This is a genomic window from Allochromatium humboldtianum, from assembly GCF_013385175.1.
GTDB classification, from domain to species: Bacteria; Pseudomonadota; Gammaproteobacteria; order Chromatiales; family Chromatiaceae; genus Thermochromatium; species Thermochromatium humboldtianum.
The window spans coordinates 299,530-311,697 of the sequence record NZ_JABZEO010000005.1; the positions used below are offsets into that span (position 1 = coordinate 299,530).

The 12,168-nt window shown below is 65.5% G+C and carries 13 protein-coding genes; 6 read left to right on the forward strand and 7 right to left on the reverse strand.

The genetic code is table 11. The features are described 5' to 3' along the window. Positions 1 to 39: 39 nt before the first annotated feature. The 3 genes from acs to HW932_RS10025 all read right to left on the reverse strand — a co-directional run bounded on the left by acs (position 40) and on the right by HW932_RS10025 (position 4,703). Positions 40 to 1,986, reverse strand: a complete 1,947-nt coding sequence (gene acs, locus HW932_RS10015) for an acetate--CoA ligase (protein ID WP_176976341.1) — start codon at positions 1,984 to 1,986, stop codon at positions 40 to 42. Positions 1,987 to 2,140: 154 nt separating this feature from the next. Next, positions 2,141 to 2,818 carry an exonuclease domain-containing protein gene (locus HW932_RS10020; protein ID WP_176976342.1) on the reverse strand — a complete coding sequence of 226 codons (678 nt, stop codon included), beginning with the start codon at positions 2,816 to 2,818 and terminating at the stop codon, positions 2,141 to 2,143. A gap of 19 nt (positions 2,819 to 2,837) precedes the next feature. Beyond that, entirely contained in the window at positions 2,838 to 4,703 is a 1,866-nt protein-coding gene (locus HW932_RS10025; protein WP_176976343.1) for a putative nucleotidyltransferase substrate binding domain-containing protein, read from the reverse strand. A 156-nt stretch (positions 4,704 to 4,859) separates the two neighbouring features. Here HW932_RS10025 and HW932_RS10030 point away from each other — a divergent pair, with 156 nt between their 5' ends. The 3 genes from HW932_RS10030 to trpC are packed head-to-tail and all read left to right on the forward strand — an operon-like array spanning position 4,860 to position 7,289. Then, positions 4,860 to 5,441: an anthranilate synthase component II gene (locus HW932_RS10030; RefSeq protein WP_176976344.1), complete on the forward strand. Its 582-nt coding sequence runs from the start codon at positions 4,860 to 4,862 to the stop codon at positions 5,439 to 5,441. Between the two features lies 1 nt (position 5,442). Next, positions 5,443 to 6,465, forward strand: coding sequence for an anthranilate phosphoribosyltransferase (gene trpD / locus HW932_RS10035; protein WP_176976345.1), 1,023 nt, complete (start codon positions 5,443 to 5,445; stop codon positions 6,463 to 6,465). Positions 6,466 to 6,491: 26 nt separating this feature from the next. Then, on the forward strand, positions 6,492 to 7,289 hold the full coding sequence (gene trpC, locus HW932_RS10040; protein ID WP_176976346.1) for an indole-3-glycerol phosphate synthase TrpC: 798 nt from the start codon (positions 6,492 to 6,494) through the stop codon (positions 7,287 to 7,289). Here trpC and crp read toward each other — a convergent pair. Continuing rightward, positions 7,286 to 7,942, reverse strand: a complete 657-nt coding sequence (gene crp / locus HW932_RS10045; protein WP_176976347.1) for a cAMP-activated global transcriptional regulator CRP — start codon at positions 7,940 to 7,942, stop codon at positions 7,286 to 7,288. The genes trpC and crp overlap by 4 nt on opposite strands. Positions 7,943 to 8,089: 147 nt before the next feature. Between crp and HW932_RS10050 the strand changes: the two genes are divergently transcribed. After that, complete coding sequence (locus HW932_RS10050; protein WP_176976348.1) at positions 8,090 to 8,509, forward strand: OsmC family protein; 420 nt, start codon at positions 8,090 to 8,092, stop codon at positions 8,507 to 8,509. 9 nt (positions 8,510 to 8,518) lie between these two features. Here HW932_RS10050 and coq7 read toward each other — a convergent pair whose 3' ends face one another. Together coq7 and HW932_RS10060 are read right to left on the reverse strand one after the other, a co-directional pair. Continuing rightward, positions 8,519 to 9,178, reverse strand: a complete 660-nt coding sequence (gene coq7, locus HW932_RS10055) for a 2-polyprenyl-3-methyl-6-methoxy-1,4-benzoquinone monooxygenase (protein WP_176976349.1) — start codon at positions 9,176 to 9,178, stop codon at positions 8,519 to 8,521. A gap of 19 nt (positions 9,179 to 9,197) precedes the next feature. Continuing rightward, a complete protein-coding gene (locus tag HW932_RS10060) occupies positions 9,198 to 10,439 on the reverse strand; it encodes a (Fe-S)-binding protein (RefSeq protein ID WP_176976350.1) in 1,242 nt (413 codons plus the stop codon). Positions 10,440 to 10,618: 179 nt separating this feature from the next. Between HW932_RS10060 and HW932_RS10065 the strand changes: the two genes are divergently transcribed. Next, the gene (locus tag HW932_RS10065; protein WP_176976351.1) at positions 10,619 to 10,948 is read left to right on the forward strand and encodes a (2Fe-2S) ferredoxin domain-containing protein; all 330 of its coding nucleotides are present in this window, start codon (positions 10,619 to 10,621) and stop codon (positions 10,946 to 10,948) included. Positions 10,949 to 11,146: 198 nt separating this feature from the next. Here HW932_RS10065 and HW932_RS10070 read toward each other — a convergent pair whose 3' ends face one another. Further along, complete coding sequence (locus HW932_RS10070; protein ID WP_176976352.1) at positions 11,147 to 11,770, reverse strand: DUF3782 domain-containing protein; 624 nt, start codon at positions 11,768 to 11,770, stop codon at positions 11,147 to 11,149. 80 nt (positions 11,771 to 11,850) lie between these two features. On the opposite strand from HW932_RS10070, the gene HW932_RS10075 reads away from it, so the two are divergent. Further along, a complete protein-coding gene (locus HW932_RS10075) occupies positions 11,851 to 12,105 on the forward strand; it encodes a hypothetical protein (protein WP_176976353.1) in 255 nt (84 codons plus the stop codon). Positions 12,106 to 12,168 lie beyond the last annotated feature (63 nt).

The following is a 12,168-nucleotide window of genomic DNA, read 5'->3' on the forward strand; positions in this document are numbered from 1 at the left end:
ACGCGGCCCGGACGAGCCGGGCCGTGTGCTGCGCGCGCCTTACTTGACGGCGCGGTTCTCGATCAGATCCTCGACCACGGTCGGATCGGCCAGGGTGGAGGTGTCGCCGAGCGAGTCGATCTCGTTGGCCGCGATCTTGCGCAGGATGCGGCGCATGATCTTGCCCGAACGGGTCTTGGGCAGACCCGGCGCCCACTGGATGATGTCGACGATGGCGATCGGGCCGATCTCACCGCGCACCAGGGACACCAGTTCCTTCTTCAGCTCGTCGGTCGGCTCGACGCCGGCCATCGGGGTGACATAGGCATAGATGCCCTGACCCTTGAGGTCGTGCGGATAGCCGACCACGGCCGCCTCGGCGACATGCGGATGCAGCACCAGCGCCGACTCGATCTCGGCGGTGCCGAGACGGTGGCCCGAGACGTTGAGCACGTCGTCGATACGGCCGGTGATCCAGTAGTAGCCGTCGGCGTCGCGGCGCGCGCCGTCGCCGGTGAAATAGTAGCCCGGATACTGCTTGAAGTAGGTGTCGATATAGCGCTGATGGTCGCCGTAGACGGTGCGCATCTGACCCGGCCAGGGCCGGCTGATGACCAGCGCGCCTTCACCCTCGCCCTCGATCGGTACGCCCGTGGAGGCATCGACCAGCGCCGGCACCACGCCGAAGAAGGGCCGGCTGGCCGAACCCGGCTTGAGCGCGGTGGCGCCCGGCAGCGGGGTGATCAGATGGCCGCCGGTCTCGGTCTGCCACCAGGTGTCGACGATCGGGCAGCGCTCCTCGCCGACCACGCGGTAGTACCACTCCCAGGCTTCCGGGTTGATCGGCTCGCCGACCGAACCCAGGATGCGCAGCGACTTGCGCGAGGTCTTCTTGACCGGCTCCTCGCCGGCGCGCATCAGCGAGCGGATGGCGGTCGGCGCGGTGTAGAAGATGGAGACATTGTGCTTGTCGACCACGTCCCAGAAGCGCGACATGTCCGGATAGTTCGGGATGCCCTCGAACATGACCGAGGTGGCGCCATTGGCCAGCGGGCCATAGACGATGTAGGTGTGACCCGTGACCCAGCCGACGTCGGCGGTACACCAGTAGATCTCGCCGTCCTGGTAGTCGAAGGTGTACTTGTGGGTCATGGCGGCATAGACCAGATAGCCGCCGGTGGTGTGCAGGGCGCCCTTGGGCTTGCCGGTCGAACCCGAGGTGTAGAGGATGAACAGCGGATCCTCAGCGTCCATATCCACGGGGGCGCACTCGGTGGCGGCGGCGGCGATGGACTCGTCGTACCAGATGTCGCGGCCCTCGACCCAGTCGACGTTGCCGCCGGTGCGACGCACCACGATCACGGTGTCGACGTTCGGGCACTCACGCATGGCGATGTCGGCATTCTTCTTGAGCGGGATGTGACGTCCGCCGCGCACGCTCTCATCCGAGGTGATGACCAGCTTGCACTCGGAGTCGAGCACGCGGTCGCGCAGCGAGTCGGGCGAGAAGCCGCCGAAGACGATCGAGTGCACCGCGCCGATGCGGGTGCAGGCCAGCATGGCGACGGCGGCTTCGGGGATCATCGGCAGATAGATGCAGACCCGGTCGCCCTTGTCGACGCCGCGCGACTTGAGGACGTTGGCCAGACGGCAGACTTCCTCGTGCAACTCGCGATAGGTGATCTTGCGATCGACGTTCGGATCGTCGCCTTCCCAGATGATGGCGACCTGATCGCCGCGCGTCTCCAGATGACGATCGAGGCAGTTGTAAGAGACGTTGAGCTTGCCGCCCTGGAACCACTTGATGTGCAGGTCTTCGGCCTGGTAGCTGTAGTCCATGACCGAGTCCCACGTCTTGCTCCAGGTCACGAACTGCTCGGCCTGTTCGGCCCAGAAGCCGGACGGGTCGTCGATCGAACGCTGGTACATGGCCGCGTACTGCTCGGCGTTGATGTGGGCGTTGGCGGCGATCGCCGCTGGAACCGGATAGACCTTTTCTTCCGACATGGATCTGATCTCCTCGATCTCTTCGATGGTGTGTTGCACGAGTCGGAGTCACGCCGACGACGGAGTCTCGACGACGCCGACCCAGGGTCGAAACGCGACAATAGTAAACCGTCGACTGAGCGACGATCCAGCCGAGTCGACGAATGCGCGGCCCTCAGCACAGGAATTCCGACAGACGCAGCCGGCGTCCGTCGTCGCGATAGGCGGCCTGGGCCAGGAAGAGTTCGGCGGCCGAGAGCGCGTCGCTCAGGGCGTTGTGGGCGCCGTGGCGCGGCAGATTGTAGCGGCTGGTGAGTGCGTGCAGGCGCAGATCCGAGGCTTTGAACGGGATCTGGCGTCGCTCCAGGGTGCGATGGGCCAGGGTCTGGGTGTCGACGATGCGCAGCGGCAGTGCCTGCCCCCAGCAGCGTTTGCAGGCGTTGGACAGGAAGCCCTGCTCGATGCTGGCATGGTGCGCGATCATCACCCGTCCGGCGAGCGCGGCGAGGGTTTCGCCGAGGACGTCTTCCAGTTCGCGTCCGGTGGCGGCCTGATCGTCGGTGATCTGATGGATCACGGCGCTGGCTTCCGGGATGGAGCGATCGATGCGCACCAGATGATGGCGCGCGGTCGACAGATCGATCTCCGGACCGTGGAGCACGACATAGCCGACGCTCAGGATCAGATCCTGACGCTGATCGAGTCCGGTCGTCTCCAGGTCGATGGCCAGATAGTCGACTTCGCGATAGTCGGCGCGCGGGCTCGGCAACGGCTGGTCCAGATAGTCGCGCAGCGGGCCGGGCGGGGTGCGCCGGTGACGCCAGCGTCGTCTCCAGTCGCTCAGGATCGGCATGGTGTCGAGTCTCTGGCGATCAGGCGAAGCGCCCGGTCTGATAGCGCTGGCCGAGCGACTCCTGCATGGTGTTGATCAAGACGAAGGCCTCCTTCAGATGCCCGCGCTCCAGCGGCGAGAGGGCGTCGGGCGCGAGAAAGTTGTCGGGCTTCTCGCCGTTGCGCAGTTGCTGGGCCTGATGGCGCATGCGCAGGGTGGCGATGAGTTCGAGCGCGTCGATCAGATTGGCCGCGCCGTCGCGACTGAGCGCCCCGCGTTCGGCGGCGGTCTGGAGGCGCTCGTTGGTGTTGTTCTCCATGATCCCGGCCGAGAGCGCATAGACGCGCGCCAGATCGATGATGGGGATGAGGCCGCGATGCTTGATGTCGAGCGTGTGGTCGTGATCGCCGCCCTGGATCAGCACGATGTTGCGGAAGAAACCGAGCGGCGGACGGTTCTTGAGCGCATTGGCCGCCATGTAGGCGATGAAGATGCGGTTGGCGCGCGACTTCTCGATGATGCGCTCGTGCAGCTCCTCGCACAGTCCGTTGGGGTCATGCAGCGAGCGCATGTCGAAGAAGACATTCGACAGCATCAGCGCCATCGGCTCGGGTTTGAGGATCCAGTTGGAGAAATACTTGTTCCAGATCCGCAGCGTCTGACGCCACTTGGGATTGCTCGCCATGACGTCGCCGGGACAGTAGACGAAACCGCAGGCATGGAGTCCATCGTTGACGAAGCGGGCCAGGGCGGCGAAATAGGCGTCGTCCTCGGGCTTGGCCTCGTCTGAGATCAGGAGCGCGTTGTCCTGATCGGAGTGTGCGGACTGCTCGCGCCGCGCCTGCGAGCCGCCCAGCAGCCAGGCATAGGGCACGGGCGGCGCGCCGAGATCGGCCTCGGCCAGCTCGATCAGACGCAACGTGATGGCATCGGTGATGGCGCTGATCGCCTGTCCGACCTGGGTCGCCGTCGCTCCGCCCAGGATCAGATGCACCTGCAACTCGGCGATCTTGGCTCCGATCTGGGCCAGGGTCTCGATGGAGTCGGCGCGATGGATGTCGCCGACCAGATAGATCGAGTTGGCGCTCTGGAAACGGGTGAAGTCGGTCGAGGAGATCAGCCCCACGACCCGCCCGTTCTCCACCACCGGCAGATGATGGATGTTGAGCCGGGTCATGGCGATGAGCGCCTGGAAGCCCAGGGTGTCCATGTCCACCGTGGTCAGCTTCTCGGTCATGATCGCTCGCACCGGCTGGTCGGTCGCCAGTCCGGCCGCGACACAGCGGTTGCGCAGATCGCGGTCGGTGATCATGCCGGCCAGTCGCTCGCCGTCCATGATCAGCAGCGAGGAGACATGATGCTCGGACATGAGACGCGCGGCCTCGCGGATGCTGGTCTCCGGGCCGGTGGCGATGGGGCCGCGTCGGACCATGTCGCGCACCCGCACCGTCATGAGTCCGGTGCCGCTGGACGGTGACTCGGTGACGACGTCGAGCGCCTTGCGCAGTCGGCGCGAGGTCGACTGATCGAAGTGTTCGGCGAAAGACGGATGCGCGGCGCGCAGTTCGGTCAGGTCCGAGCAGGGCAGGGCATAGACGAGTGTGTCCTCGGCGGTATTGCCCTGGAAGCGCGGCTCATCGGCCTCGGCGCGACAGTTCTGCTCGCACAGATCGCCCTCGGCCAGCTTGCCGACCAGATCGCCGCGCGGATTGCGCAGCTCCACCGCACCGCGGCGCAGGATGTAGAGACAGGGCGAGTCGGTCGCCTCGGGCGGAAAGGGCGTGCCGCGACGGAAATAGCGCACCGACAGACGGCGCGGAAGACGGGCCAGCGTCTCCTCGGGCAGTTGATCGAACGGCGGATGACTGGCCAGGAATTCCTGGATCTCGATCAGTTCGACATCCATCGATTGTTCTCACGCTTGCGGAATGGAACTCGGGTCGAGCCGCTATTGAACCATGAATCGCGGGCGTTCGGGCGAATGGCGTATCACGCCGGTTTCGTTCGCAGGGCGTTTCGGCGAGAATGCGCCGTCGCCCAAGAATTCCTGGATGCCCTGTCTATGCTGCTGATGATCGACAACTACGATTCCTTCACCTACAACCTGGTGCAGTATTTCGGCGAGCTGGGCGCCGAGGTGAGGGTCGTCCGCAACGACGAGCTGACGGTCGAGGAAGCGGTCGCGCTCGCGCCCGAGCGGGTCGTGATCTCGCCCGGACCCTGTACGCCGCACGAGGCCGGCATCTCGGTGGCCCTGATCGAGCGTCTGGCCGACGAGGTGCCGATCCTAGGCGTCTGTCTGGGGCATCAGTCGATCGGGCAGGCCTTCGGCGGGCGCATCGTCAAGGCGCCCGAGGTCATGCACGGCAAGACCTCGCCGGTGTATCACACCGATCAGGGCGTCTTCAATGCTCTGCCCAATCCGTTCGAGGCCACGCGCTATCACTCGCTGGTGATCGCGCCCGAGACCCTGCCGGACTGTCTGGAGGTCACGGCCTGGACCCGGAACCCGGACGGCTCGCGCGAGTGCATCATGGGGGTGCGGCATCGCACATTGCCGATCCAGGGCGTGCAATTCCATCCCGAATCCATCCTCACCGAGCAGGGCCATCGCCTGCTCCAGAACTTCCTGGAGGATCGCTGACATGGAGCTCAAGGACGCCATCACGCGCTGTATCGAGCGACGTGATCTCAGTAGCGACGAGATGACGGCGGTGATGCGCACCATCATGACCGGCGGGGCCACCCCGGCCCAGATCGCGGGTTTTCTGGTCGCGCTGCGCATGAAGGGCGAGAGCGTGACCGAGATCGCCGCCGCCGCCGCCGTGATGCGCGAGCTGGCCGCCGGGGTCGAACTCTCCGGACTCGAGCATACGGTCGATATCGTCGGCACCGGCGGCGACTGTTCGGGGACTTTCAACGTCTCGACCACCAGCATGTTCGTCGCCGCCGCCGCCGGCTGTCGTGTCGCCAAGCACGGCAACCGCTCGGTCTCCAGCAAGTCCGGCGCGGCCGATGTGCTGGAAGCGGCCGGGATCCGGCTCGATCTCACGCCCGAGCAGGTCACGCGCTGCGTGCGCGAGGTCGGGGTCGGCTTCATGTTCGCGCCCGGTCATCACAGCGCCATGAAGCATGCCGTCACGCCTCGGCGCGAGCTGGGCGTGCGCACCATTTTCAACGTCCTGGGGCCGCTGACCAATCCGGCGCGGGTGCCCAATCAAGTGCTGGGCGTCTTCAGCGCCGAGCTGCTCGAACCGCTCGCCCTGGTGCTGCAACGGCTCGGCAGCCGGCATGTGCTGGTGGTCCATGCGCGCGACGGACTCGACGAGATCAGTATCGCCGACAGCACGGATGTCGCTGAACTGCGCGACGGCGAAGTCCATGTCTACAGCCTGCGGCCCGAGGATTTCGGACTCCAGCGCGCGCCGCTGGATGCGATCCGCGTGTCCGGCCCTGCCGAGAGTCTGGCGCTGCTGCTGAGCGTGCTCGCCGGTGAAGCCGGACCCGCGCGCGACATCGTGCGGCTCAACGCCGGTGCCGCCATCTATGCCGCCGGGCGTGCCGATTCGCTCGCCGAGGGCGTGACGACGGCTGCTCAGGTGATCGACAGCGGCGAGGCGCAGCGGCGTCTGGAACGTCTGGTCGACCTGACCAAGAGCTTCGATTGATCCTCTCAGAGATGACGCAAACGCCCATGACTGATACCCCGGATATCCTGAAGAAGATCGTCCAGCGCAAGATCGAGGAAGTCAGCGAACGTCGCACGTGCCGGTCGGATGCTGAACTGAGCGCCGCCCTGGCCGATGTCGGGCCGGTGCGTGGTTTCGCCGCCGCGCTCCAGGCGCGTGTCGCGGCCGGCGATCCGGCGGTGATCGCCGAGGTCAAGAAGGCCAGCCCCAGCAAGGGCGTGCTACGTGCCGATTTTCGTCCCGCCGAGATCGCCGCGAGCTATGAACGCGGCGGCGCGGCCTGTCTCTCGGTGCTGACCGATGTGGATTTCTTCCAGGGCGCCGACGCCTATCTCCAGGAAGCGCGCGCGGCCTGTGCCCTGCCGGTCATCCGCAAGGACTTCATCATCGACCCCTATCAGGTGCGCGAGGCGCGTCTGATCGGCGCCGATGCCATTCTGCTGATCGCGGCCTGTCTGTCGGATGCGCAAATGAGCGAGCTGAACGCGCTGGCGCATGAACTGGGGCTGGACGTGCTGGTCGAGGTGCACGACGCCGACGAGCTGGAGCGGGCGCTCGCCGTACCCGGACGGCTGATCGGCATCAACAACCGCAATCTGCGCACCTTCGAGGTGACGCTGGAGACCACGCTCGGCCTGCTGGATGCGATCCCCGAGGACCGTCTGCTCGTCACCGAGAGCGGTATCCTGAACCGCGAGGACGTGGCGCGGATGCGTGGTCAGGGCGTCAACGCCTTCCTGGTCGGCGAGGCGTTCATGCGTGCGCCCGATCCCGGCGTCGAACTGGCGCGGCTGTTCTTCTAGCGTGCGCCATAGACCACGATGGTCTTGCCCTTGACGCTCACCAGACCCTGCTCCTCCAGGGTTTTCATCACCCGTCCGGCCATCTCGCGCGAGCAGCCGACGATGCGCCCGAGTTCCTGACGCGTCACCCGGATCTGCATCCCGTCCGGGTGCGTCATGGCGTCCGGCTGTTTGCAGAGATCGAGCAGGGTGCCGGCGATGCGCCCGGTGACGTCGAGGAAGGCCAGATGTCCGACCTTGCGACTGGTCGTCTGCAAGCGCATCGACAGTTGCGCGCCGAGGCTGTAGAGCAAGTCCTTGGCGACATCGGCCAGCTCGTCGTCGAGCAGGCGGTCGAGACGCTGATAGCTGATCTCGGCGACCTTGCAGCGGGTGCGGGTCCGCACGATGACGCTGCGCGTGTTTTGCGGCACGAACAGCCCCATCTCGCCGATGAATTCGCCCTTGTTGATATAGGCCAGCATCAGCTCGCGGCGCTCCTCCTCGTCGAACATCAGGGCCGAAACCGACCCTTCGATGAGGTAGTAGAGGCTCTCGGCGGCCTGTCCCTGGCGGATGAAATCGACGTTCTTGTCATAGCTCTTGGTGTGGCATTGCGCCAGAAAGGGCTTCAGCCACCTGGGCTCTTCCTTCAGTGCTCTCTGAGTGCTCATCGCTCGACCTGTGGCGTGGGTGGGCGGAACTGAACCGGATTCTAGGCAGGCTGGGTAGTCTTGTCGAACTTATGCTAGCCTGCCCCGCCGCCGACGCGGGCGGTCGAGACGAATCGGATCACAACCAACGGCAATGAGGGGCGAGCGATGAAGGCACGGGTGAAGTGGATCGATGGGGTGGCCATGCTGGGCGAATCCGGCTCGGGGCATGGCGTGGTGATGGACGGCCCGCCCGAGCTGGGGGGACGCAATGTCGGGGTGCGTCCGATGGAGATGCTGCTGCTCGGCATGGGCGGCTGCACTCAGTTCGATGTGCTCCTGATCCTGCGCAAGGGGCGTCAGCAAGTCACCGACTGCGTGGTCGAGCTGGAGGCCGAGCGCGCCGAGCAGGATCCCAAGGTCTTCACCCGGATCCACGCCCACTTCATCGTCACCGGGCGCGGGCTCGACCCCAAGCGGGTCGAGCAGGCGATCCGGCTGAGCGCCGAGAAATACTGCTCGGCCTCGATCATGCTTGGGGCGACAGCTGCCGTCACACACGACTTCGAGATCCGCGAGGCGCCCTGAGCAGCGCGCTCAGACCCAGTACGCGGTGCGCGTCATCACGCGCGAGGTCAGCTTCATCGCCTGACGGATGGGCGCGGGCAGGTCGGCCCCGCCCGCCGACTTGGCGACCTGGGCATGATGGATCTCGTCGGCCTTCATCCGTTCCAGGATCGCGCGGCTCTTCTCGTCATGGGCCGGGATCTGGGTCAGATGGTCGTCGAGATGATCCTCGACCTGACGTTCGGTCTCGACCACGAAGCCGAGACTCCATTTGTCGCCCGCCAGACCCGCCAGCGCGCCCAGCGCGAAGGAGCCGGCATACCAGAGCGGATTGAGCAGGCTCTTGCGGTCGCCGAGTTCTTCCAGCCGCTCCTCGCACCAGGCCAGATGGTCGTTCTCCTCCTTGGCCGAGCGCTCCAGACGCTGACGGGTCTCGGGCAGCCTGGCGGTGAGCGCCTGACCCTGATAGAGCGCTTGGGCGCAGATCTCGCCCGTGTGGTTGATGCGCATCAGGCGTGCCACATGCCGACGCTGATCCTCGCGCAGTTCGGCCTCCATCAGGTCGGCGGCCGGATTCTTGCGCTCGGTGATGCGCGGGCGTCCGAACACCGTGCGTAATGCTTGATCGGCGCCGATGAGCAACTGGTCGATCGGGGTATAGCGGCGGCTGTCGTGCTGAGTGTTCATCATCGATTCGAAGACTCGCAAATCAGGTGGAGGAGGGGAGCTGACGCACGATCAGCTCGACCGGATGCCGGACCTCGATGTCGAGACCGGACTCACGCACCCCGGCGAGCAGATGCAGCGCGCATCCTGGATTGGTGGTCACGATGATATCCGGCTTCAAGTCCCGGATGTGGTGCAGCTTGTCGTCGAGCAGCGCGGCGGCCATCGCCGGCTGCTGGAGCAGATAGGTTCCGGCCGCGCCGCAGCAGCGATCGTTGTCCGGCATGGGGGCGACCTCGAGGTCCGGAATCCGTGCCAGCAGCCGATGGACGGCGGCGTTGCCCCCGAGCAGGCGCCGGTGCGAGCAGGGTTCGTGCACCAGCACACGCTGTCTGAGCGGCGCCAGGACGAGCGTCTCGGGCCAGCTCCGGCGGTCGAGGTAATCGCAGACCTCCTGCGCTTGGGTGAGTGCCGGATGCTCGCGCAGTTCGGCGATACAGGCGCTGGAGACGCCGACCAGCGGGCGACCGCCGTGGACATGCGCGCACTGTTCGCGAGCACGATCGGCGGCCTCCGGGAAACCATTGTGACGCTGCATGGCGCCGCAGCAGACAGCGTCCGACGCGATCCGGACCCGGAGTCCGAGCCGTTCGCAGAGGATGCGCGTGGCCGCGATCGCTTCGCCTTGCGCGCTCGCGCCCGAGCAGCCGACGAAGAGATCCAGGTCGGCGTCGTCGATCTGGTGTGCTGCGACCGGGCGTGCCGTGACGGCCAGCGCTCCGAGAAGACGATGATGGGTCGCGATCGAGCGGAAACGGATCAGGCGGGCGATCTCGACGAGCCGCGCCAGTCCGGCTCCGACATAGACAGAGGCCCACCGTCCCAGCGCGTCCATGACCCGAGCGTTCGACAACGCACCGAGCCGGCGTCCGGTCCAGAATCGCCGCCAAGCCGGAGTCTCGGCCACGCGCTGCGTCCGCGCGCCGTCGAGCAGACGTCCATAGGCGACCAGCGACGGGCAGGCCGACTCACAGGCGCGACAGAGCAGACAGCCATCGAGATGTGCAGCCAGTCCGGGCGTCATATCCAGTTGGCCGGTCAGCCAGCCCTGGACCAGCGCGATGCGCCCGCGCGGAGAGTCACCCTCGTGGCGCGTCTTGGCATAGGTCGGACAGTGCGGCAGACAGAGTCCGCATTTGACGCACTGATCGGCGAGTCTGAGCAGATCCTGATTCGAGAGACGGGGCGTCGACCGGGCGGCCGACAGGTTGACCGGAGTATTCAAGGCGGATTCTTGGCGGTGAAGTGTGATGGACGACGTTCGACGGGAGCACCCGATCAGCGCGCGGGCGCGGCTCGGTGTCATGTAAGGAGCGGTGTTCGGGGCGTCATGATACTCTATAAGCCGTTATTCCGACCGAATCACTCTCCCAATCCATCGACCACGACGACCCGAGTTCGACCATGGCGCGCTACAGTCATCACATCTTCTTCTGCACCAACAGGCGCGAGGACGGTCGCCAATGCTGTGCCCAATCCAACGCCTCGAACATGCGCGACTATCTCAAGCGCCGCGCCAAGGAGGAGGGGCTGTCGGGTCCGAGCGGCGTGCGCGTCAACACGGCCGGCTGTCTGGGTCGCTGTGTCGATGGCCCGACCATCGTCGTCTATCCCGATGGCGTTTGGTACACATACGCCGATGAGCGGGATCTGGAAGAGATCCTGAGCGAGCACCTGAAAGCCGGGCGTGTGGTCGAGCGTCTACGGTTGCCCGATTCGGAGAAGTCCGCCTGAGTGTGGCGCGTCCTGTATCCACACCTGCCGCTCGATGACCTGTTGGCCGTCACCCACGGCTTTATCAGCACGTTTCGGCGGCGACGGACCTCCGGTCGCTGATCCATCCGAAGCTGCCGGCGTTCTGGGAGTCCTATCAGCCGCATCTGCGCCGATCCGTTCCGGGCGATCGTTGCGCTAGGCGACAGCGGCGGCGTCTCACCAGACGGTTGGGTTGAATCCACTGGGGTTGCGTACTTCGATCTGGTCGCCGTTTTGGCCGAGGACGTACAGTCCGCGCTCCATGGCGTATTCGGCGACGTCCTCGGTGACGACCATCCCGGCGACGGCGCCCATGACGCGATGATCCTTGTACAGTGGCAGGACGCGCTTGAGCTTTTCGAGCCGCACCAGGTGTCGGTCGATGTGTTCTTCGATGAGTTTGCTTTTGCATTCGACGGCAACGAGGGCGCCGTCGTTGACGACCAGCAGGTCGATCTCCAGGGCCTCGCCGTTGCGTTTGGCGGAGACGCTGGGATAGACGGCGTGCACTTCGATGCCCTGGGTGCGGAATAGGCGCACGACGGCGGGGGCGACCAGGTGTTCGACGAATTCACCGAGCCGGTTGCCGAGATCGCCCAGGTTTTTCGACAGTTGTTTGACGAGGCGGTCGGTTTCCTGGAAGCGGCGGTCGGTTTCCTGGAAGCGACGTTCGGTTTCTTGGAAGCGACGTTCGGTTTCCTGAGCGGCTTCTTTGATCAGGCGCTCGGTTTCTTGAAAGCGGCGGTCGGTTGCCTGGAATAGCTGCCATACATCTTCTAAGGTCGGATTGGCGAGGCCCATGGGGAATCCTGATCGATGTTTCCGGGGTTGGACTGATGCGGAGTGTAGAGTACGTGTTGGGCAGGGTCGAGGCTGTAAGGTTGCCGCCGATCCTGCCGATCGTGCTCTACAGTGGGTCGGGGCGCTGGTCGGCGGCGACGGACATCCGGGCGCTGATCCGTCCGAAGCTGCCGGCGTTCTGGGAGTCCTATCAGCCGCATCTGCGCTATTACCTGATCAATGAAGGGGCCTATGGGCCGGAACAGTTGGCGGCGATCGGCAGTCCGTTGAGCGGGGTGTTCGGGATTGAGACGGCGAGCGATCATCGGGCGTTGCGCGAGGCCGATCAGCACTGACCTGGCCGGGTTGGGGTCGCTCAAGGCGTCCGGCTTGCGCGCAAGGCTTCGACTTGGGCCAGG